Origin of the sequence: Streptomyces gelaticus (genome assembly GCF_014649535.1) — a bacterium.
Taxonomy (GTDB): domain Bacteria; phylum Actinomycetota; class Actinomycetes; order Streptomycetales; family Streptomycetaceae; genus Streptomyces; species Streptomyces gelaticus.
Genome location: NZ_BMTF01000004.1, coordinates 328,197 through 349,386, shown reverse-complemented (window position 1 = coordinate 349,386; position 21,190 = coordinate 328,197). Strand labels below are relative to the sequence as shown.

Genomic DNA, 21,190 nt, shown 5'->3' with positions numbered 1-21,190 from the left:
CATGCCCAACAACCCGCCCGACGAAGGGAACACCGTGACCCAGCAGACCGACGACCAGCCCAAGGCCCTCAAGCCGGCGCTCGAATCGATGACCCTGCTGGTCGCGGCCGTCATCGTCCACGACAAGGCCACCAACCGTGTCGTCCTCCTCCAGCGCAGCGAAAACGCCAAGTTCGCCAAGGGCATGTGGGACCTCCCTGTCGGCAAGAGCGAACCGGGCGAGCCCATCACCGAAACCGCGGTCCGCGAGCTCTACGAGGAGACCGGCCTCACCGTGAAGCCCGAGTCCCTCAAGGTCGCCCACATCATTCACGGCGCCTGGGGCGTCGAAGCCCCCAACGGCTTCCTCACGGTCGTGTTCGCCGCCCACGACTGGACCGGTGAACCCGAGAACCGCGAACCACGCAAGCACTCCCAGGTCCGCTGGGTTGACGCCAACGCCATCCCCGAAGCCTTCGTGGACACCACCGCCAGTGCTCTACACCAGTACCTGACCGACGGCTTGGAGGTCTCTTTGGACGGTTGGTCCGCAGTGTGAGCCCACGAACTAACTCTTCCGGTGTCGGCCTACCGATACCTTGCACAAATTGGCAGACAGGCAACGTGAAGGCCGAGCCTGGGACATGACGAATGATGGGGATTCGGTGCGAATGGCAGCGGCCAACCTACACAGGGAGCTCAAGGAGCTACGGGAGCGCGCGTGGCGGGCCCGGCGAGCCGCCGGGCACACTCCCTCACTGGGTGCGCTACTGCTGGACGCCCGGATCGCGCAGACTCCCGGCGCGCACTTGCTGAAGGAATGGCAAATGCAGAGCTGGACGGGACCGGCCGCAGGGTTCCGGGTCCCCTCCGCCGTCGGCCAGCGACACCGAGTAACCATCATGGCTCAGGCGATGTGCCGGTGGGCCGGCGAGGACTTTGACCCTGGCCACTGGGATGACCTGCTCCTGGCGGCGATGGATGAACAGCGCAACGCCAACGCGACCACCGGCCGTAAAGGGCGAGGTGGGCGACCACCTGGCAAGCCGACAGCGGATGGGTTCGCATTCCTCACCCCCGAAGCCCTCGGCGGCGTCGACAAGTACCGTGCGTGGTGCGAGGCCACGGGGACACCGATCGTCCCAGGCGGCTACGGCGTGATGTTCACCGAGGACGCCGATGGTAAGCGGGCCACCCTGCTGACTCGGGATGTCGAGTATGTCCGCTACCTTGCGGGCGCTGCCCGGGTCCCTGGGATGCTTTCCAACGCTGAGATAGAACCAGAGAGGTTCCAACTTCAGCGCAATGGATGGCCTGCTGATTGGGGAACCGAGTATGTCGGTTTAGGCATAAAGATTACAGGAGAAGGATCTGTAGAATTCGGCCCGTGGCTCCGCCACGAACTGACCAAGTCGGGCATCAGCCAGGAAAAGCTGGCCAAACAACTCGGCGTGCCTCGATCCACCGTATCCGCCTGGGTGGAAGGGGCGTCTACGCCCATGCAAGAGATTCAGCTCGGAATCATGCAGGCTTTGTGTGAGCTGGGCGCTCAACTGACAGTCACTGCGTTCGTGGGGGTTCCGGATAACGAAGCGGTTCAATTCGACTGCTGGAAGAACGGTGCGGCCGTACTCATCGGCGTCTCCACCTACACGAACATGCCGGACGTTCCGTCAATTGACAACAACCTCGCCTCGATGGAGAACCTGCTGACCGAGCGGCTCGGCATCCCCGCAGAAAAGGTACGGACTCTCAGGAACCCCACCACCCATGTCGAGATCCACGACCAGATCGAAGCTGCGATCGAGGGCGTCGATCCGGTCACAGGCGGCCTGTTCATTTACTACGCTGGCCACGGATGGGCCGATCCCAAGAGCGCACGCCTGCTCCTCGGTCTTCCCGGCTCGCGCCAGCGCCACAGCTACTCGGCATGGGAGTTCGACCGGCTGCGCGAGCAACTGTCGGACAGCCCCGTGGGAACCCGGATCGTGGTGCTGGATAGCTGCTACAGCGGTGCTGCGCTGGACGTCTTGACGGCCGACCTATCTAGCTCGGTGGCCATCGCTGGAACCTACGTTATGACTTCCTCGACCGCCACCAGTGCGTCAATGGCGCCTGATGGCGAGCGGTACACCACATTTACCGGGATGCTCATTGAATCCCTTCAGTTCGGTATTCCCGGTGCCGCTGAGGTGATCAACGCGGAGAACCTCTTCCGTCATCTGGAGAAAGAGTTGGGATCCCGGGGGCTTCCCAAGCCCTGCCGACAGGTTGGCCACAACGGGGATCTGATCCCGCTCAGCTATAACCCGTGGAAGGATGGGAATTAGACATGCTGGAATCGACATCCATCACACTGAAGATCACACTGGCCGGCGGCAGCAGAGTTCCGGACGGCCTGCGAGCATTCATCGCCCGCGACCCCTCGCTACGAGGCGTCGCGCAGGCGCAATGGCAATCCAGGAAGGTGCAGGCAGGAACGCTCGGGGACGGCCTCGATGTGCTCGCCCTCGTGGTCACCGGCGCGCTCGCGCTTCCTTCCGCTATCGAGACGGTCAAGAGGTGGGTGAGCTCTCAGGGTGGCGAGGCAGCGAGCGTCGTGATCAGCCGTGATGGCGTCTCGGTCGCAATCAGCGGAGTGGAAGACTCCGAGCAGCTGCAGAAGCTCGCAGCCGCCCTGCTCCCGTCCTCGTCGGCGGATGTCGGAGATCCGGGGGAGCAGGTCCCTACCGTCGCGCCGGAAGCTGGCTGACCGGGATCACGCACGTTGGCAATCGGGGTCGGTGCTGGGGGCGAATGGGGTGTGACTGCCTGGGGTTCGCGTAGGCCCGGGGCAGGGCTCGCGGTGTAGGGCCCTACAGCCCATCGGGGCCGGATGGCAGCCGGGCTGTTGCCCACGGATAGGACGCCCAGCCCTGATCGAGGACGGGGTTGCGGGCGCACTCGTGCCCGGTGAGGCATTCATTGAGTGCCCAAGTGGAGCGTTGGGGGTCAGCTGCGCGTTCTAGGAGCAGTGAGCTGGGTGTGGTATCGGTCAAGGTCACCAAGCGCTCGATCTCCTGGGCGCCGACGACCGTGGTCGGGATATCGGGGACGGGCAGGTCCACGTGGGGCAGGTTGGCGTTGGCGACCGGGAATGGCTCAAGGGTGACGATCAACGCCTGACGCGGACGGTCGGCCGGAATTCCGGCGAATTCCGGGTTGTTCTGGTCGATCTGGGCGGAGGTGCCGTTGACTTGACGGTAGGCGCGGGCCAGTTTGCTGTCGGTCTCTGCGACTCCGTCTCCCAGCCCGAGCCGGGCGTTCTCGGTCGGCATCATGGACTTGACCTCCACGAGCAGCACCAAGTCGTCGAAGATGACGATCCAATCGACGCTGAGCAGCTTGTTGCGCTTGACCTGGTGCGTGATCTCTCCGATGACATCAGCATCCGGGATCAGGCGGAGCTGGCGGCCGATGTACTCCTCGAAGAGATAGCCGGTTTCCTGCAGGAAGCCGGTTCCGAAGTGCTCACGTCCTGTGTGGTAAATGCCAGCCGGGGTCGCCTTGCGCCAGACCAGCTGGGGTGATGGGCAAAGCAGGCCGGGTCCGAAGCCGGTGACCGCTGGCCGGCCGAGCAGCGGGTTGTACGTGAAGCGTCGCAGCTGGGCTGCCTTGCCGCCAGCCACCCTCGTCAGACTGTCCACGGTCTGTTTCTCGGTCGCTTTGATGGAAGCCACGTCGGTGGCGAAGTGCCGTTCAATGACGCGCAGCACCGTCTCCCGCTTGACCACGCGATTGAACTTCTCACCGTCCCTGCTGTCGAACATCGCGGGATCGAAACGCCCGGCGTTGAGCAGCGCACATCCCCACAGTAGTTGCGCAGTACCGACGTAGTCGGGCAGAGGGCAGCCGAACAACTCGGTGTCCCAGCCCGGGACCATGCAGCGTGGCTGCCGATGGGCTGGAAACGGGGTGTGCAGGTACAGCGCCGCGGTGCGGGCGAGACTGACAAATTCCGGGGCCTGCCAGGCCATTTGCTCGCCGCCCAGGCGCATCATGAAGTCCCGCAGGCGGACCGCTGGTTCATCCGTGCCGTGCAGAGTGGGTTCCTTGAGGCTGGAGTACGCCGCCAGGATCTCCAGCAGATCCCGCTCGGTGGCCTCGGACCGCTGATGTTCAGTGCCGTAGGCCAGGCTGACGCGGGCCGCGTCAGCCAGAGCCCACGGTGTGTACTTCAGAAAGGGGCTTTCCAGCCAGGGCTGTGGCCGCTGGGGTGTGCCGTAGCGGGCCGCCGCTGCGGCGATCAGGGGCAGCAATGAGCTGGGACGATGCCGCCGGATGCGCTGGCGGTATTCGTCCTCCGTCACCAGCCGGTCGTAGAGGTAGGCACCCATCCCACCATGATCCTCCTCGCGAGGAGGTTATACGCGGACTTCACGTAGCCGCAGCAGGCGGCTGCGGATACGGCCGGGTCCAGCCGTTGGCGAAGTCGCACTGGAGGTCTGTCCAGCGGTGCCGTTCGGCGGGGGTGAAGAAGGGGGAGTCCTGGAGGTGCGCAAGGGCCTGGACCCACCGGTCCCAGAGACCGTCGGGCTCCGTGAAGCGGTCGGCGTGGTGGGTGCCGAGCCGGCCGTCGAGGCGGAGGAGGGCGCCGAGGGCGGCGGGCTGGTCGTAGCGGAGGTCGGTGCGGGGGAGGTAGCGGTCGAGGTAAGTGGTGAGGATTTCGGCGTCCGCGTGGGTGCCGAAGCGGGCCAGAGCGAAGCAGTAGGCGCCGCCGGAGAAGCAGAACTCGCTGGCAAGGAGCAGGTCGCCGATGCGTTCGCGGAACGTGGCGCGTCGGCCTACGCCGATCAGCCAGGCGGCGGTGAGGCGTGAGCGCCACTCGTAGCCGAGGATGGCCTCCAGCTCGGCGTCGGTGATCGTGGCCGCGTCGTCGATGAGGTGACGGGTGAAGCGTTCGGCGTGCGGCCACCCGGGCTGCAGGAAGCGACCGCTTTTCAGTTCGCGGTACCGCGGGTGGTACCCGTCCTTCCTCGTCACGTAGCGCTCGATCACGTAGCCGTAGCCGATCTCCTCGGGGTGCTGGGACGGCATAGGTCACCTCTCTGGGTTCAGGTCGGTGCGGTCGATCCAGGTGGGGGCGACGAAGATGTTGTCGCCGGTGGGGGCTTCGGAGGCTTCCAGCAGGGACCGGGTGCGGGACTCTTCGACCAGGTGCTCCCAGGGCGCGGTCCAGTCGAGTTCCCAGTCCAGGCCGGTGCCGGAGATGCTGTACGTGCGGCCGGCGTCCACGCGCCAGAACTGGGAGTAGAGGATCACCTGGGCGTGGAAGGCCAGGTCGTTGATGATCTCGGTGAAGTGGGCCGAGGGCCAGCCCGGGGCGTCGTCCGCCGCGGTGGTTCGTAGACGTGCGGTGAGCGGTGGGACGACGGGGGTGCGGACGCCGAGTTCGGTCAGGGCCCAGCGGATGCCGACGGACTCGGTCCAGTCCGGTGGGGTCGCTCGTTCCAGGCAGGCGCGGTAGGCGTGGCGTAGGGGCTCGGTGGCGCCGTCGATCTCCAGGCTCGCCAGGGCCATGGCCGCCCATTCGCGGACGGTCGGGTTGTCGCTGTCCAGTAGGCCGATGAGGGCGGGGCCGCAACGGGGATCGCCCACCTCCTCGAAGACCTCGATGGCGGTCAGCTGGCCGAAGCCGCCGAGGGAAGGCAGGCCGTTGATGACGGCGGGTATGGCGTCGGCGCCGATCCAGATCAGCTCCGCGCGGGCGTCGTAGGACTCGTCGGCCTTGCCGTCGAGCTGCTGGACGAGTGTCTCGATGTGGGAGGTCATGACGCGGAGTGGTCCCGGCGCCAGAAGGTGGGCAGCCACCAGCAGAGCACCGAGCGGTCCTCGGGCCACGGGGCGTGGTCCTCGGCTGCCCAGTCCTCGAAGGAGTCGCGTGTCAGGTCGATGGGGCGCCAGGCGGGGTCGAGCGGCTCGTCCTCGGCAGGCGGGCGGACGTACCGCCGGCCGCGCTGGTCGCAGGCGCCGAAGTCCTGGTAGTTGCGCTGGGCCTCGATCAGGGAGACCTTGTTCGCGCCGCCTGCCATGGCCGGCCAGCGGAACTGGACCCCGTCGTCCTCCCAGAAGCAGACGGGGCAGATCTCGTACGAGCCGGGCATCTCGCCCAGCACGCGGTGCCCGCAGCATGGGCAGGGGTAGCGGTCGCTCACCCGGGCAGTCTCCTTGCCGGTCCCGCCGGTGCGCCATGGATTTCTCGGCCTCCGCCCGCCCGGCCGGTCCGCAGCCAGTCCGCAGGACACCCGTAAATGGCCGTCGGGAGCCAACGCATGCCAACTAGGAAACCCCAGGTCAGAGCCCTGGATGGAGCTCCGCCGCAGGTCAGGATCAGTCCGCAGGCGTTCCGCTTAAACGTCTGATTGGACGTGAATAACGGCCTGACCTGCGAGAAGGCAGGTCAGGCCGTTGTGCTGTCCGCAGTGGTCCGCAGAACCTGAAGCGGCTGCGTGTCGTAGACCGTGGAGCGGTGTCCGACGTGTACGGCCCACACCGCTGGTTCCCCGTTGTCGATGGTGTGGAAGACGCGATAGACCGGGATCCGGGAGCGGTTCTTTCTATTGCCCACGTCGGCGCGGTCCGGGTCTTCAGCGCCCAGGATCGATGCGCCGTGCCCCGTTGGGTGCTGCCGGGTTGCCACCGCCGAGGCGGGGCTGACGCCGTCAGCTTTCCCAGTCGACGGAAACCACGGCCCCGTCGCGGGCCACCTTGACGGCGAGGAGTTCGTCACTGGCCGCAGCGTCGATTGTGTAGTCCATGACGGTCCGGGCCTTGGCCTCGCCGATCAGGTGCCACAGTCCGATCCGAACGGGGTGCATGGCCGCAGTGAACGCGTCGGCGCTGATCGCTTCGCCGTTCGCTTCCCGGGTGAGGCGTTTGATCACCTCGACATCGTCGAGTTCGGCGGCGTGGTGGTCGATGAAGTAGCGATCCTGCTGCAGATACTCATGGATTGCCGCGCGAGCCGCGATGTCCAGAGCCGGCAGGTGGGTCAGGTGCGTCGCGAACGCATCCAGTTCTCCTGTATCCAGCCCTGGGCTGGGTTCGGCCCACAGCCGGACTTCGACCTCACTGCTTCCCAACGCGGCTGTGCCTTCCCAGATGACTGCCGTCTCGTCCGCCGGCGGAACCTCAAGGTGCCCGAAGTAAGGGTGATCGATACTCTTCATGGGGCCTGTCATTTCGATGGGCGGGGACGGCTTGCTTGAGAAGCGGTGAACGTTCCTGGCCCAGGTTATGCCCTCGATCACTCCGTGCGTGGGTACCGGTTCTGTCGGTGCAGCGCCTCGGGGGCACCTGACCCGTACGCGATGTGCGCGCGCAGTCAGCTCGAAACGACAACCCTGAGTGCACATCGATGCGCAGAACGTCTCCGCGTTTTAAGGCTCGGTCGAGGGTCACGAAGGTAATTACTAACCTCTATGTTGCTAACATTGTTGTTAGCGTCATGCATGGAGGTCGACCAGACGTGGTGGATTTTGTAGGACGTTGCCAGGAGCTGGCGACGTTGGAGCGAGAGCTGCAGAAGGTGGCGGCAGGGATCGGCGGGGAGCGGCCCGGTCGGTGCGTGATGTTGCGTGGGCGGCGCCGGGTGGGCAAGTCGCGGCTGGTCGAGCGGTTTGCGGAGCGCTCCGGAGCCCCTTTCTTGTTTTTCGCTGCGACTGGTGCATCCCCCAGGGAGGATCTGGCACGGCTGGCCAGGGACGCCCAAGTGTCGACGCTGCCGTTGGCGGGGCTGGTGGCCGCCGCGCGGCCGGAGAACTGGGATGCCGCGTTCGATGTGCTGGCCGCGGCGCTGCCTGCCGACCGGGCGAGCGTTCTGATCATCGACGAAGTGCCGTACCTGATGGATACCGACGGCGCCTTTGAAGGGATGCTGCAACGGGCCTGGGACAGGGTGCTGGGGACCAAGCCGGTGCTGCTGGTCCTCATCGGCTCCGATCTGTCGATGATGGAGGCACTGAACAGCTACGGACGCCCCTTCCATCAGCGCGGCCGGGAGATGGTGCTGGGACCGCTCAACCCCGCCGAGGTGGGGCAGATGCTTGGGCTGGATCCGGCGGAAGCCTTCGACGCCGCACTGGTCACCGGCGGGCTGCCGCTGATCTGCGCAGAGTGGCCGCGCGGCGCAGGGCTGTGGGACTTCCTCGGTGAGGCGCTGAGCGATCCGGTCTCGGCCCTGCTGGTGTCGGCCGAGCGTTCGCTGGCCGCCGAATTCCCCCCGCAGGTACAGGCGCGCAAGGTGCTGACGGCCATCGGGAGTGGCGAGCGGACCTTCACCAATATCGCTCGTGCAGCCGGCGGGATCGGGGCCACGCCGCTGCAGCGAGCTCTGGAACTGCTTACGGACAAACGGATCGTCGCAGGCGAGCTGCCTGTATCGCTGCGCCCGTCGAAGGACCGCCGCTACCGGGTGACAGATCCGTACCTGCGGTTCTGGCTGCCCCTGCTCGGCCCGTCGATGGAGGAGATCGAGCGGGGGCGGGGCGATCTGACTTTGGCGCGCATCCGGGAGAACTGGACCAGCTGGCGTGGTCGGGCCGTCGAGCCTCTTGTCCGTGAGGCACTGGCGCGGATACTGCCCGACGACCGGCTGCCCGCGGCCCCCGCAGTGGGCGGCTACTGGACCCGCACCAACGACATCGAGATCGATATCGTCGGGGCCGACCGCGCCCCCGTCGCCAAGGAGCTGTTCTTCGTCGGCTCCATCAAGTGGCTGGAGCAGTCGCCCTTCGACCGGCATGACTTGGCCGCTCTGCATCGGCACCGGGCTGCCCTCACCGACGAACCTGTTCCAGTCGTGGCGGTTTCGCGTGGTGGAACCGACTGTCCGGGGCTCGACGCCACCTACGGCCCCGGCGATTTGCTGACCGCCTGGCCGCTGCGAGTGGCGGATGTCAGGTGAGGTACGGGAGTCGGTGAGGCCTCGGTCGCTTACCGGAGCTGTTGTGCAGCGTTGGCGGTCCTGAGTCTCCTCGTGCCCAGGTCCCGGGAAAGGAAAGGCTCCCCCGCCGCGGTGTGCGGTGAAGGGGGAGCCTCGGAGGACCGACCGTCTACCGGATCAGCTCCTGTCCTCGTCGTCCTCGTCCTGTGCGCGAGGTGCGGCGGGCCGGTGCGGGCTGTGCGAGGTGTCCCAGAAGTAGGGAGGCGCCATGTCGTCCTCGCTCGTCTCCTGCCGGTCTTGGTTCCGTTCGCGTGCGCCGCTCTTCGCGGACCCCGGCGTGAACGTGTCCGCGCCGGCATCCAGGTCCGCGGCCGCGTCGGTGAACGGCGCGCCCTCGGGGGCTTGGAAGCGCGGCGACCAGGGCCCGGCGGCGTCCCCCTCGCTCGGAGGCTCACCTTCCGGCCCCTCGTCGGGCGCCGGGAGAAGCGTCCGCCTGATCTCCTCGGCGGCCTCGTCCAGCCCGGCCGCCTCCAGGCTCCGCACCACTCGGTGCACGAACACCGTGTACTCATCCATGTCCGGCTTCAGGCCCACCGCTGCCAGCAGCAGGAGCAGTCGATCCGAAACCCCCACTTCCTCCTCGCGGTCGAACGTCCCTCCTCCCTGGGCGTGTCCGTCCCACAGCGGGCCTCCGACGGTTGCTTCGGTCCGCGCGTCCACGGGCGGGACGAGCAGGTGCCGGAAGATCTCGGGCACCTCCTCGTTCTTGGCCGCCGCCGAAATCTGGGCGAGCGGACCGATCATGTCGACTGCCTTCTCGATGTCGTCCTCGTGACGGGCCAGCCACCACACCACAGCGCTGCCCGTGCTCTTGAGTACGTCGTCACCGAGGTAGCCCCGCTTGTTGCGCTCGTGCTGACGCTCGTACTCCCAAAGCTCCTCGTCCTTGCGAAGGTCGTTCAATTTCCGCAGGCGCTCGCGGTCGGCGGGGGCGAGGGTCAGTGTCACATCGGCTGCCAGGGCCTTCACCCGTCCGCTCCGGTCCGGGAGCGGGGCGCCCAGCTCCCCTTCCAGGAGATACCGTGCGAAGCTCGCCCGGCCGGGCTCCTCGTGGCGGACGACCTGCAGGGCCCGGCTGACGACCGAGGAAACAGCGAGGGCTGGGGAGGCGCCGTCGGACCAGTCGGCGCGGTCGGGGACCGGCCTCCACCACACGGTGGCGGAGAAGAGGAAGTCGTAGCCGTCCGTGGCGCTCGGCAGCGCCGCGTCGACCACCCGAGTCTCCTGGTACGGCTGCTCCGTCGGCGCCGCGGGCGGCTCAGCTTCCTCGGGCTCGTACGGATCGGCCGACGCGCGGCCACCGCTGAGGACCGTCATCACGAGCAGCAGGGAACCCGAGGATGTGACCATGGACATGAAGCCCCACAGCCACGCCGACCAGTGCAGGAGGTTTCCGAGCGCAGCCGGTGCGAGGCCGCAGAGAGCGACGAACAGCAGGCTGGGAAAGCGGTGTTTCATCGTTCCTCTTCCGTGGTCCTTGGTCCGGCGCCCGCACGCTTCGTACTCTCCGTGCGGACGTACTGCGCGTTGTCGATGTGCTGCCAGAAGAGGGCGGCGACGGCCGCCCGGGACGGGTGGTGCCTGGGCCCTGCCCAGTCGCAGGCGATGGCGTAGAGGCGGTGCAGAGCGGCCGTGCGGCCGTGTGTCGCCCTGACCATCACGCCCAGCGCCATCTCCCGCGTACTGTCGCCCGCTGCGGCGTTCAGCCAACTGCTCACCAGCGGGTTCCAGAGCTCCGTCGGCGGCCGGGAGAAAACCGTCTCCCAGCCCAGGAACAGGTCCGGCCACGGCGGCGGCTCCGGTGCCCGGTCGCTCCTCAACAGTTCAGCGAGCAGCTGGAGATGGAGTTCTGCCCCGCGCGGCTCCCGACGCGTCCGGTCCCGCAGTCGGTCGATCAGTAGCCGGTAGGGCCGACGGTCGCGGCCGGCGAGGTCGAGAAGTACTTCCCTGGCCCCGCGTGCCGCCTCCCCCTTCCGTACGGCGAGGTAGTGGAGCCGCACCATCGCCTGATCCGGGTGCGTCGCGCCGAGGCTCTGGAGGCAGGCAGCGGTCAGGACGCGAACGAGACCGTCCGACAAGGGGCCGGACCTCGCGCACTCGTACATCCGTCTGCGGAACCATCCCCCGAACCTCTCGTGGCTGAGACCGAGTTCGAGGGCCGCCACGGCTCGTGGGTCGCAGGGCGCCCCGGTCGCGTGGTCCGCCCAGCGGACCACAAGGTCGAAGAGGTGGTCGGGCCGCCCGACGGCCAGGGACCGCTCGCCGAAGCGGACGACGACGTTCACCCGGTCGTCGGTGGTCAGACCGCGGAGCCCGGCGGCATGGCCGATCCAATTCCTGAGGTCGTCGCGCGTCCCGGGGAAGTTCGCCCAGAAGTACGTCCGTACCGCGTCGGCGTAGGCCAGCCGCCCGAAGTGGAGCCGCCCTTCCAGGTCCCGCTCGATCCCGAGCGTCGCCAATCGCTCCCCGAAATCCGTCCGTGCGAACTCGGTTGTCGTCTCTTCCTCGTGCCTCACCGCCCTCATCAAGCCGTGCCACGCCTCGTAGACGGTGTCGGCGCGGGCTTCCTCGAACACTGCCGCCGCAAGCAGCAGGGCCCGCTCGGGCGCGGTGCGGACCGTGGCCACCTGCCGACCCACCTCACCGGCACGGTCGGTCACCGCGTGCATCGCTTGGTCGAGCCATCCCGCGAAGTCGACGCCGAACCGGCCGCTGTCGCGAGCAGACCTCACCAGCCCCGCGAGCCGCGCCAGTTCCCGCATGGGGGAGCGTTCGCACAGGCGCTGGAGGTCGTAGCTTCCCAGGTCCGTGGAGTGGAAGACCATCCGGTCCATACGGAGGTACCGGGTGACGACGGCGATCCCCCGAGGGCGCCCCAGCGCCACCGTGTGCGGTTCGAGTTCCGGCGCGTGGGCGTGCTCCATGCCCGACGGCAGGACGACCACCATGTGGGCCCCCGCCTCCTGGACCTGTGACCGGCGCACGACCAGGAGGCGCCGGGCCTTGGCATACGCCTCCTCGTCGGCGATGCCGGAGAGGTCGAGGAGGAAGCGGTCCCCCTCGCCGGGGGTGAGAGTGGCCTCGTCCTTGTCCGTGGCGGGAAGCTCCTCGAACCGGTCCTCCTCCTGCTCCTCTTCAGCGCCTGCGTCCTCACCGAGCTCGTGCAGCAGCATGATCGCTGCGGCGCGCCGGCCGCTGCCGGGCGCAGCCTCCAGCAGCACCACCGATCCGGGCTTCTCCAGGCAGCCGGCGGCGATGCGATAGCCCACCGGCCGAACGAATCGGTCGGCCAGGCGCACCCGGTCCTCTCGGACGATCCGGAGGGACTCGACCCCTTTGCGGATCATCCAATCCGCGCCGCCGTAGAAGACGTACTGGGGCCCTACACCATTGTTCACCGGGCCACGCGGATCGTTGACGGTGACGCGGTCCTGCTCGGTCATCGTCCGTCGTCCGAGCGCCGACGCTCGCGCTCGAAGCGTTGGTGGACCGTACCGCTGTTGTCGCCCGCGGTGAACTGGACCCCGGTGTTGTCGCCCTCGAAGTGGGGAGCGTTGTACTGGCGCCCACCACCGGTGTTCACGGGCCCCTGCGGTTCGTTGACGAAGGTGCCGGACAGATCTCCGTTGAGGTTTCCGATGCCGCGCACGCGCTGTTCGACGTCGCGCGTCCGCATCCTGGTGTGCCTGACATCCTTGGCCGACTTCTTGCGGGACTTCGCCTCCGCCCGCTCCCGCGCCGCACGGGCGTCGCGGTCCACCGCACCCAGCTCGGGCAGGAGCCGGGCGAGGGTGTCGCCGAGCGCCGTCAGGTCCGATTCGGCGTTGCGATGGTCGAACCGCCTGTACTGGCAGTCCGCCAGTTCCAGCAGATCGTCCGGAAGGACGGAGCGGTCGATCCTCGTGGCCTTTCCGACGAGCACGGGGATCACCAGGACCCCGCGGTCGAGCGCGGTCTGGATCTCGCGACGGGTCCAGTCCTGCTCGGCTTCGAGGGCGGGGCCGCCGCCGGCCCCCCGCACCTCTGCCCAGCGCGGGCCGATCACGGCGAGGAGAGCCTCGCACTCCTCCACCGCCCTGACCAGTTCCACTGGGAAACGGCGTCCGGGCTCGATCGAGTTGCTGGCGAAGAAGATCCGCTCGTCGCCGAACCGACGGGCGAGTTCCCGAGCGATCATGGTCGCTGCGGACTCCTCGTCGCCTGTGCGGTAGTTGACGAAGACGTCGGGCATGAAGGTTCCCTTCGAAGGAGGACGGGGGTGAACGGGCACGGGGCTGTGGACCGGGGCTCCGGTCCACAGCCGGGGCCATGAGATCCCGACTGTGTGGACGGCATGGCGCATCCACGGGAGGGCGTGCGGAAGGAGGGGCGCCGCCTGGTGCGTCACTGGTCGCGGGGCAGCCCGAAGAAGCCGGGGGCGCGATGTGACGCGTCGAGCGGTGATCAGAGGGTTCGGCCGGGGATCGTGGAATCCGGAGGGCCGGAGGGACCGGGTAGTCCGGCGAGCCGGGCGGCTCGAGTCTGTGTCGGTCGTGGAGGAGCTGTCAGTCGTGCGCGGGGGCGAGCACGCGTGCCAGCGCGGGCTGCACATCACGTACGGCGCGGCTGCTCCGGAACCGGGAGAGTTCCCGTGCGAGACGCCGGACGTCGCTGTTCACCGTCGCCGAGGGCACGGCCGGCATCACTTCCAGGAGATCCCCGGCGATCGCGCACGCGTGCTCGACCTCCCCGGAGGCGGCATGGGCCAAGGACCGGCGGAAGCCGTACCGGGCGCGGGTACGCAGCGCGTGCGGCGGGAGGCGGCGGTACTCCCGGTCGAGTACCTCGGCGGCGGCCTTGGGACGGCCGAGGTCGTGCAGGCACCAGCCGGTCGACATCGCCGCCGGATCGCTCACATGGGAGGTGCCGATCACGGGCTCGGCGCCATTGCGGGCGTCGTCGCTGGCAAGCAGTTCCCGCGCCCTGTCGAGGCTGCGGAGGCAGTCGACTTCGTTGCCGACGAGTGCGTGCCCCTGGGCCTCCCGCTGGGCCGCGAGTCCCCGGATGCGCGGCGGGAGTTCGCTGCTCTGGGCGCGGCGCGCCAGGGCGACGGTGCCAGCGGCGTCCCCGCCGTACATTGTGACCAGGGCGCGTCGCACCAGTGCGTAGGAACCGAGGTACGGGTCACCCCCGGCGCGCGCCAGTTCGGCGGCCTCGCCCGTCCAGCCGAGTGCCGCGTTGCTGTCCCCGGCCTCCTGGGCCATCCAGCCGGTGAACTCCGCGAACCGCGAGGCGAGCAGGAGCGCAGGGGCCCGAGAAACGGACCGGGCGTCGGCGGCCAGCCCGGCGATCATGCGAGTCTGCGTCTCCAGCAGGGGCAGCAGGACCTTGGGTGCGGTGGACTGACCGAGCTTCCGCAGCTGGTCGAACTGCATGCGGAAGGAGGGCAGGAGGGGGTCGTCGGCGGAGGACAGCGCCTGACTGCCGAGTTTCAGGCCGATGTCGATCAGCGCTCCCGTACCCGCCGAGAGGACCGCCCGACGCCCGACGAGCCAGCGGCTCGGACCGGCGGGGGATTCCGCGGTTCCCGAGTCCGAGCCCGTCTCGGGGCGGGTGACCAGGCGCTGCAGCTCGCCGTCCGCGCCGAGGAAGGCGTCGCACCGCCGGGCTAGTTCGGGGGACGCGGAACGCTCCCCGCGCTCGACCTTGCTTATGTGCCCCTTGTCGTAGTTGAGCGCCACGGAGAACTCAGTCAGAGTCAGCCCCGCTTCTACTCGTAAACGGCGAAGTTCCGGGCCAAAACGTAAAGTCGTGCTCATCATCAACCTCCCCTTGAACAGTGACCGCGAGAGCCGTCCGCCCTCACGGGAGCCGTCATCCGACGATCACCGGTCGACACGAGACCCGACGGCGAACACCTGCTGTGACGGCGTCGTTTCGGTCCGCATCCGAAAGTGAGTCTGGCACGACGCGCGCCTGGAGAATCAGGGTTCGGCGGTGTTGCCTGTTGCCTCTTTCGTTCTCCGTTGTTTCCCGTCGGTTTCTCGGAGTGACCGGGTCGACCGCGATCGGTACATAGCGATCGAGAATGACAGGATCACGGGCGGGGTCCAGTCGTTCACGAAGTCGCGGTTGTTCTGCTCCGTCTGGGGCCGCTGCGGCTCTCGGTGCGCCTTCTTCGCTTCCTTCCTGAGGCGGGTGAGGCTCATCGCCCGGGGCGGTTCTTCCGGGCGCGTTCGGCGTGCGGCGAGGACCGGTGTGCGCTCATTCCGTTGGCGGCGGCCTGGGTGATGTTGCGGGCCATGCCGCCGAAGACCACGGCGTGGAAGGGGGAGACGGACCACCAGTAGGCGTGGCCCAGCAGGCCGTGCGGGTGGAACAGCGCGCGTTGCCGGTAGCGGGTACGTCCCTCGGGGCCGGCCTCGGCGTACATCTCCAGCCATGCGAGGCCCGGCAGCCGCATCTCCGCACGCAGCCGCAGCAGCCGTCCGGGCTCGATCTCCTCGACCCGCCAGAAGTCCAGCGAGTCCCCGACCCGCAGGTGCTCGGCGTCGCGCCGTCCGCGGCGGAGCCCCACACCGCCGACGAACCGGTCCAGCCACCCCCTGACCGCCCAGGCGAGCGGAAAGGAGTACCAGCCGTTGTCGCCGCCGATCCCCTCGATCACCTGCCACAGGGCCTTGCGGGACGCGTCGACCGACAGCTCCCGTTCGTCCTGGTAGAGGCTGCCTCCGGCCCAGTCCGGGTCCGTGGGCAGCGGATCGCTGGGCGCTCCCGGCAGTGCCGCGGACGACCAGCGGGTGGCGACCGCGGCCTCCCGTACCCGCCGCAGCGCCAGGGCCAGTGCTTCGTCGAACGGCAGCGGCAGGCCCGGAGGGTCGGGCACGTACCGGGCGATGTCGTGCTCCTGGCAGACGACCTCGTGACGCAGCGACTCCGTCAGCGGCCGGGCCAGGGAGGCGGGCACCGGGGTGACGAGGCCGACCCAGTGGCTGGACAGCCCCGGAGTGAGGACCGGGACCGGAACGATGAGCCGCCGGGGCAGTCCGGCGACGGCGGCGTAACGGCACATCATCTCCCGGTACGTGAGGACGTCGGGGCCGCCGATGTCGAAGGCCCGGTTGACGTCGTCCGGCATGGTGGCCGAGCCGACGAGGTAGCGCAGGACGTCCCGTACCCCGATGGGCTGGGTGCGGGTGCGCACCCAGCTGGGGGTGACCATGACCGGCAGCCGCTCGGTCAGATGGCGCAGCATCTCGAAGGACGCCGATCCCGAGCCGATGACGACCGCCGCCCGCAGCACGGTGGCGGGCACCGGTGAGCCGAGGAAGATCTGCCCGACCTCGGCCCGGGAGCGCAGATGCGGGGAGAGCGACCCGGTCGGCACGTCCGGTGGAGTGAGCCCGCCCAGGTAGACGATCCGCCGTACGCCGGCGGAGTGCGCCTGCTCGGCGAAGACCCGGGCCGCACGGCGGTCGGTGTCCTCGAACGCGGAGCCGGTACCGAGGGCGTGCACCAGGTAGTACGCCACGTCGATCCCACGCATGGCCGCGGCGACCGAGCCCGCGTCTGTCACGTCGCCCTGCACCGTCTCGACGTCGCCCGCCCAGGGATGGTCGCGGAGCTTGCGGGGAGTGCGGGCCAGGCACCGCACCCGGTGGCCCGCTCGCAGCAGTTCCGGGACCAGACGCCCGCCGATGTATCCGGACGCCCCGGTGACCAGACAGTGCAACCGTTCCGTGTCCGTGTCCGTGCCCGCGTCCCGCTGTCCATCCGTGCTCACGATCGTGCCTCCATGTGCTCGCCCCGGCAGGCCCCGTATGGACCGATCATGGCCGAAATCCGCATGCCGCAGGCTCGCTTCCCGGGTGTGGCGCCGTGCTCGCCTGTCTGCACTAACCTGGCGCGCGCGGCGGACCGGCCGCCGCAAAGCTGTGGGCATACGCGCTCCCGCCGGCATCCCGGCGAAAGACGAGGAAGGTTCTTCCTGTGCGTCTGTACCGAATGGCGCTGTGGGCCACGGTTCCGATGGCGCTTCCCCTGCTGGCGGCACCTGCCGGATTGACGGAGGTGCGAGCCGCCCGTGACGCGGCTCCGGAAGGGGCTCCTTCCGTGCGGCGGCCCGAGGCGGGCAGCCGGCCGGTCGCGTCGGCCCTCGACGCCGGGCGGCCGTTCCCGGCCCTCGGGGCGGCCTCGATGGCTCTGCCCCTCATGGTGCCCCGGCCCGCCGTCGTGTCACGTGCGCAGTGGCGGGCCGACGAGACCAAGCGCGACCCCCGTGCGCACTACGCGGGAGGGGTCAGGGCGGTCTTCATCCATCACACCGACACCCCCAACGGCTACGACTGCGCCGATGTCCCCCGTACCCTGCGCAATCTGTACGCCGGTCAGACCCGTGACCGGAGTTGGGGCGACCTCGGCTACAACTTCCTCGTCGACAAGTGCGGCACCATCTACGAAGGCCGCGCCGGCGGCGCCGACCGGGCAGTCGTCGGCTCCCACACCCTCGGGTTCAACCAGGGCACCACGGGGATCGCGGCCATCGGCACCTTCGGGCCGGGGGTGGCGGTGCCAGCGGCCATGGAGCACGCGATCGCGGCCCTCGCCGCCTGGAAGCTCGGGCTGGGCGGGGTCGACCCGGCCGGAACGGTGCGGCTCACGTCCACGAACGGCAAGAGCCGCTACGCCAAGGGCACTTCGGCCGAGTTCGACGCCATCTCCGGTCACCGCGACGGCTTCGCCACCAGCTGCCCCGGGGAAGCGCTGTTCGCACGGCTCCCCGCGATCCGGAAGCTTGCCGCGGACCTTCAGAGCAGACGCTCGCGAGCGGCCTCGGGCGCCCGCCTCACCGCGAGCCCGGCGAACCCCCGCCGCAACATTCGCTGACGGCCTGTCAGGGGCTGTGTGTGCCGGGGTACGGTGCGCGCGGTGTCCGCCGTCCCAGGGTTTTCCCGGCCGGGCCGGTCCGTGGACAATCGCGGCCATGAGCGAAGAGTCGATACGGAACTACCTGGCCTCGGTCGAGAGCCGGCTGGCGGCCGACGCCTGCGCCCCGCGCTGGGAGGACTGGTCCGGAGTGCCGGTCCTCGTCGGGCGGCGGGCCGACTTCCGGATGCTGTGGGCGGCCACCAATCTGCATCTGTTCACCGTGGCCGCGGCCGTGCCCGAGGTCACCGTGCCCGTCATCGACGCATTCACCACGCAGGTGCTCGCGTACGCCAGGAAGAACAAGGGCGGTCTGCCGATCGGGATGCAGACGGGTGTCGCGGCCTTCCCCGTCCTCGTCAGCGACCGCATCGATCCGGCCGCTATGGCGTGGGCGGAGGAGAAGCAGCGGAACCAGTTCGCCTGCTTCGCACGCCCGGTCGTGGTGGACAGCGCGCAGGGCTATGCGGGCATGTACCGGGGGAAGCCGACCGTGGGGCGGATCTATGCCTCGCATCTGATCGAGAAGGGCGCCCGCTACTTCCACCCGCAGGGCTGAGGCGGCGGGGCGGTTTCCTCCCGTTCTCCGTCTTCCCGGAGAACGGGCCCGTCGGGCGGAATCTGACGGTCATGGTTGCGTCACCCTCAACTCCCTTAGGCCCGCGGGCTTCTGCGCATTCGCGGAGTTGATCGTCAGCCGTACCAGACGGGCCCTGCCTCCCGCACGGTACGGCTGCCAGTGCGTGCCGTCGACCGATGTCTCCAGGCGGTACGAGGACGGCCGCACGTCCGCCCACTCCGGTTCGGCCGAGGTCACCGCGGTCGCGCGCCCCAGGTCCACCGTCAGTGTGCCCGTCGCGCCGTCCGGGGACCAGATGGTGGCCGGGCTGCCGTCCACCGCGGCGGACGCGTACAGGCCGGGGGATTCCGAGGTCGCCGTCGCCGGACGGCAGCGGGCCGCGTCGGTGGTCAGGGCGAGGTCGGGGCGGCGGGTGGGCAGGGTCAGCGTACGGCTGAGCAGGCGGGAACCGGTGGGGGAGTGGACGGTGAAGGGCGCGCCGGAGGTCAGCCGCACCGTTGTCGTCCGGGGGCCGATCGCGACGTCGTACGTCCGGCCCCGGTAGTGCAGGCCCGTCAGCGTGACGCCGCTGCCCAGCTGCGGCGGCAGCAGCGGATCGAGGCGCACCCCGTCCTCCCGCAGCCGCAGGCCCGTCAGGCCGTGCGTGAAGACCTGGAGGAACCCGCCCTTCCCGGTGAGGAAGTCCTCGGCGGGCGCGCCCGACAGGGGGTCCTGCGCGCCCGCCTTCGCGCCCCTGGCCTCGCTGAACAGGGCGTACGGGCCGCGCATGAACGGGCGGACGGCGCGTTCGAGATAGGTGTACGTCGCGCAGCCGGCCTCCCCGATCGCGGCCGCGGCGATCGCATGGACCGAGTCGGTCATGGCCGGGCCGTCCGGGTCGGTGCGCGCCGCGTAGTAGTTGAGCGTGGCCGCGGCGGCACCCGGCACCATCGGCCACTCCAGCGGATAGATCAGCAGTACCGTGTCGGCCTGCTTGATCGTCGAGCCGTCGTAGCCCGCGTACTGGAGGAAGATCTTGCGCGCCGGGTCGTACGGGATGCGCAGGCCGTCCGCGACCCGCGTCCACTCGGGCGGTGCGGGGTGTCCGAGCAGCCGCGCCGCGCGGGTGGCGTTGCGCAGGGCGGTGGCCGCGACCGCGTTGGTGAAGACCCCGTCGGTGACGCCGTTGCTGTATTCGTCGGGGCCCGCGACCTCCTTCACCGAGTAGCCGCCGTCCTTGTCGGCGGTGGCCCGTGAGGCCCAGAAGTCGGCGATCCCCTCCAGCAGCGGCCAGCCGCGCCCGGCCAGCCATTCGCGGTCCCCGGTCGCCAGGTAGTACTGCCAGACGGCCAGCGAGATGTCGCCCTGGAGATGGTTCTGGGTGATGCAGTGCGGGGGGTTCCAGCTCTGGCACTCGGACCACAGATCCCCGCCGCTCGCGCTGGTCCATGGATAGAACAGGCCCTGGTACCCCAGCTTCCGGGCGTTGGCGCGGGCGGCGTCGCGGGTGCGGTAGCGGTACTCGACGACCGGGCGGGCCGGCTCGGGGCGGGTGGCGAGCAGCCCCGGGTACATCCAGGTCTCGGCGTCCCAGAACACCATTCCGGCATAGTTGTCGCTGGTCAGACCGGCCGGTGCGATGCTGTCGCGGGAACCGGCCCGGGTGGACGCCAGCAGTCCGTACTGTGCCGCCCGCAGCCACTTCTGGAGTTCGGGACGGCTCGGTACAAAGATGTCGGCGGCCCAGGCCCGCCGCCAGGCGGCCGCGTTCGCCGCGAGCACCCCGGACCAGCCGCGCCGGGCCGCCCGCCGGGACGCGTCGCGGGCCGAGGCGCGGGGGGCGCGGGAGGTGAGCGCGGTGTCGACGCCGACGTACTTCTCGAAGGTGTACGTACGCCCGTCGCGCACCCGGTGGGTGCTCCGCGCCGCGACCGGTGCTCCGGCCCCCGGCCCTCCGGAGCGCACGGTCTGGACGATCGCGCCCGCGATCCTCGTGCCCCGGGTGCGGAACGTTCCGTCGTCGTCGAGATCGAGCCGGCGCGCGCCTTTCGGGTCGAGGCGGCCGGTGACCGTCGCGGTGCCGTTCCAGTGCGGTGTCATGCGCAGCCGGACGGCGCCGGTGTGCACATCGGACCGGTCGGCGAGCACCTCGTACGTCAGGTCGGTCGCGCGTCCGTCGGCCGTGGTCCAGCGCAGCGACGTCACCACCAGTCCGCAGCGCAGGAAGAGCGTCTGGCGGTAGCGCGAGATCCGGCCGCCGGGCGTGCCGGAGCCGTAGGTCTCGTCGCCGACGCGTACGTCGAGGTTCGTCCAGCTCGGCAGCGCGGCGATCACCTCGCGGCCGGCGGCGAGATCCTTGTCGCGCCCGAACAGACCGGAGACGAAGGCGCCGTCGTAGCGCGGGGTGAACAGCGGCCAGCCGGTCTTCTCCTCGAAGGCGGCGTATCCGGCGCCCGCGGCGGGCACCCGGTGGCCCAGGTAGCCGTTGCCGGTGTAGGGGTCGTACCCGGCTGTCTCGCCGAACCGGGTGGAGGCCGGCGCCCAGGCGGGATCGGTGTCGCGGCCGCAGGCGGTGGCCGCCGCGGCGGGAGCGGAAGGGGGCGTCGCGGCGTACGAGGGGGGGCCCGGAGGCACGATCAGGGCGCCCGCGACCAGGGACGCGAAGGACGTGAGGAGACGGCTGCGCGAGGGGCTCACCGTACGAAGGTAGGAAGCGCGCGCCGCGTGGCGGTGCGCGGCGCGCGGGGTGATCGGCTGATGGAGCG

Annotated in this window: 17 protein-coding genes; 6 read left to right on the top strand and 11 right to left on the bottom strand. The window is 69.4% G+C overall.

All coding sequences use genetic code 11. The features are described from left to right. Window position 1: 1 nt before the first annotated feature. The 3 genes from IE107_RS08400 to IE107_RS08390 all read left to right on the top strand — a co-directional run bounded on the left by IE107_RS08400 (window position 2) and on the right by IE107_RS08390 (window position 2,731). Entirely contained in the window at window positions 2-538 is a 537-nt protein-coding gene (locus IE107_RS08400; RefSeq protein ID WP_189542702.1) for an NUDIX domain-containing protein, read from the top strand. A gap of 268 nt (window positions 539-806) precedes the next feature. Continuing rightward, a complete protein-coding gene (locus IE107_RS08395) occupies window positions 807-2,309 on the top strand; it encodes a caspase, EACC1-associated type (RefSeq protein WP_189542700.1) in 1,503 nt (500 codons plus the stop codon). Window positions 2,310-2,311: 2 nt separating this feature from the next. Continuing rightward, window positions 2,312-2,731: an effector-associated constant component EACC1 gene (locus IE107_RS08390; RefSeq protein ID WP_189542698.1), complete on the top strand. Its 420-nt coding sequence runs from the start codon at window positions 2,312-2,314 to the stop codon at window positions 2,729-2,731. A 103-nt stretch (window positions 2,732-2,834) separates the two neighbouring features. Here IE107_RS08390 and IE107_RS08385 read toward each other — a convergent pair whose 3' ends face one another. The 5 genes from IE107_RS08385 to IE107_RS08365 form a co-directional block, all read right to left on the bottom strand. Beyond that, on the bottom strand, window positions 2,835-4,355 hold the full coding sequence (locus IE107_RS08385) for a hypothetical protein (protein ID WP_189542696.1): 1,521 nt from the start codon (window positions 4,353-4,355) through the stop codon (window positions 2,835-2,837). Between the two features lie 40 nt (window positions 4,356-4,395). Then, window positions 4,396-5,055, bottom strand: coding sequence for a DUF6000 family protein (locus tag IE107_RS08380; protein WP_189542694.1), 660 nt, complete (start codon window positions 5,053-5,055; stop codon window positions 4,396-4,398). A 3-nt stretch (window positions 5,056-5,058) separates the two neighbouring features. Then, entirely contained in the window at window positions 5,059-5,790 is a 732-nt protein-coding gene (locus tag IE107_RS08375; RefSeq protein ID WP_189542692.1) for a HEAT repeat domain-containing protein, read from the bottom strand. Next, window positions 5,787-6,173, bottom strand: coding sequence for a CPCC family cysteine-rich protein (locus tag IE107_RS08370; RefSeq protein ID WP_189542689.1), 387 nt, complete (start codon window positions 6,171-6,173; stop codon window positions 5,787-5,789). Before IE107_RS08370 ends, IE107_RS08375 begins: the two co-directional genes overlap by 4 nt. Window positions 6,174-6,680: 507 nt before the next feature. Next, window positions 6,681-7,187: a DUF2004 domain-containing protein gene (locus IE107_RS08365; protein WP_189542687.1), complete on the bottom strand. Its 507-nt coding sequence runs from the start codon at window positions 7,185-7,187 to the stop codon at window positions 6,681-6,683. 299 nt (window positions 7,188-7,486) lie between these two features. On the opposite strand from IE107_RS08365, the gene IE107_RS08360 reads away from it, so the two are divergent. Next, entirely contained in the window at window positions 7,487-8,923 is a 1,437-nt protein-coding gene (locus IE107_RS08360; protein WP_189542686.1) for an ATP-binding protein, read from the top strand. Window positions 8,924-9,079: 156 nt separating this feature from the next. Here the strand turns inward: IE107_RS08360 and IE107_RS08355 are convergent, their stop codons facing one another. The 5 genes from IE107_RS08355 to IE107_RS08335 all read right to left on the bottom strand — a co-directional run bounded on the left by IE107_RS08355 (window position 9,080) and on the right by IE107_RS08335 (window position 16,724). Continuing rightward, window positions 9,080-10,420, bottom strand: coding sequence for a hypothetical protein (locus IE107_RS08355; RefSeq protein WP_189542684.1), 1,341 nt, complete (start codon window positions 10,418-10,420; stop codon window positions 9,080-9,082). Continuing rightward, window positions 10,417-12,405: a hypothetical protein gene (locus IE107_RS08350; RefSeq protein ID WP_189542682.1), complete on the bottom strand. Its 1,989-nt coding sequence runs from the start codon at window positions 12,403-12,405 to the stop codon at window positions 10,417-10,419. Before IE107_RS08350 ends, IE107_RS08355 begins: the two co-directional genes overlap by 4 nt. Further along, window positions 12,402-13,193 carry a toll/interleukin-1 receptor domain-containing protein gene (locus IE107_RS08345; protein ID WP_189542680.1) on the bottom strand — a complete coding sequence of 264 codons (792 nt, stop codon included), beginning with the start codon at window positions 13,191-13,193 and terminating at the stop codon, window positions 12,402-12,404. Before IE107_RS08345 ends, IE107_RS08350 begins: the two co-directional genes overlap by 4 nt. A 313-nt stretch (window positions 13,194-13,506) precedes the next feature. Beyond that, window positions 13,507-14,763 (bottom strand): helix-turn-helix domain-containing protein, encoded by a 1,257-nt coding sequence (locus tag IE107_RS08340; protein ID WP_373302413.1) that lies wholly within the window; start codon window positions 14,761-14,763, stop codon window positions 13,507-13,509. Between the two features lie 383 nt (window positions 14,764-15,146). After that, on the bottom strand, window positions 15,147-16,724 hold the full coding sequence (locus tag IE107_RS08335) for an SDR family oxidoreductase (RefSeq protein WP_189542677.1): 1,578 nt from the start codon (window positions 16,722-16,724) through the stop codon (window positions 15,147-15,149). A gap of 206 nt (window positions 16,725-16,930) precedes the next feature. Here IE107_RS08335 and IE107_RS08330 point away from each other — a divergent pair, with 206 nt between their 5' ends. Then, on the top strand, window positions 16,931-17,827 hold the full coding sequence (locus IE107_RS08330; RefSeq protein ID WP_229866766.1) for a peptidoglycan recognition protein family protein: 897 nt from the start codon (window positions 16,931-16,933) through the stop codon (window positions 17,825-17,827). 97 nt (window positions 17,828-17,924) lie between these two features. Further along, window positions 17,925-18,425, top strand: a complete 501-nt coding sequence (locus tag IE107_RS08325; RefSeq protein ID WP_189542675.1) for a levansucrase — start codon at window positions 17,925-17,927, stop codon at window positions 18,423-18,425. A 69-nt stretch (window positions 18,426-18,494) separates the two neighbouring features. Here IE107_RS08325 and IE107_RS08320 read toward each other — a convergent pair whose 3' ends face one another. Beyond that, window positions 18,495-21,122 (bottom strand): discoidin domain-containing protein, encoded by a 2,628-nt coding sequence (locus IE107_RS08320; RefSeq protein ID WP_189542673.1) that lies wholly within the window; start codon window positions 21,120-21,122, stop codon window positions 18,495-18,497. Window positions 21,123-21,190 lie beyond the last annotated feature (68 nt).

Excerpts from the sequence above, each read along its gene's own strand:
- IE107_RS08380 (WP_189542694.1), bottom strand. The coding sequence starts at position 5,055 with ATGCCGTCCCAGCACCCCGAGGAGATCGGCTACGGCTACGTGATCGAG.
- IE107_RS08385 (WP_189542696.1), bottom strand. The coding sequence starts at position 4,355 with ATGGGTGCCTACCTCTACGACCGGCTGGTGACGGAGGACGAATACCGC.
- IE107_RS08390 (WP_189542698.1), top strand. The coding sequence starts at position 2,312 with ATGCTGGAATCGACATCCATCACACTGAAGATCACACTGGCCGGCGGC.
- IE107_RS08395 (WP_189542700.1), top strand. The coding sequence starts at position 807 with ATGCAGAGCTGGACGGGACCGGCCGCAGGGTTCCGGGTCCCCTCCGCC.
- IE107_RS08340 (WP_373302413.1), bottom strand. The coding sequence starts at position 14,763 with ATGATGAGCACGACTTTACGTTTTGGCCCGGAACTTCGCCGTTTACGA.
- IE107_RS08365 (WP_189542687.1), bottom strand. The coding sequence starts at position 7,187 with ATGAAGAGTATCGATCACCCTTACTTCGGGCACCTTGAGGTTCCGCCG.
- IE107_RS08400 (WP_189542702.1), top strand. The coding sequence starts at position 2 with ATGCCCAACAACCCGCCCGACGAAGGGAACACCGTGACCCAGCAGACC.
- IE107_RS08375 (WP_189542692.1), bottom strand. The coding sequence starts at position 5,790 with ATGACCTCCCACATCGAGACACTCGTCCAGCAGCTCGACGGCAAGGCC.
- IE107_RS08325 (WP_189542675.1), top strand. The coding sequence starts at position 17,925 with ATGAGCGAAGAGTCGATACGGAACTACCTGGCCTCGGTCGAGAGCCGG.
- IE107_RS08345 (WP_189542680.1), bottom strand. The coding sequence starts at position 13,193 with ATGCCCGACGTCTTCGTCAACTACCGCACAGGCGACGAGGAGTCCGCA.
- IE107_RS08350 (WP_189542682.1), bottom strand. The coding sequence starts at position 12,405 with ATGACCGAGCAGGACCGCGTCACCGTCAACGATCCGCGTGGCCCGGTG.
- IE107_RS08355 (WP_189542684.1), bottom strand. The coding sequence starts at position 10,420 with ATGAAACACCGCTTTCCCAGCCTGCTGTTCGTCGCTCTCTGCGGCCTC.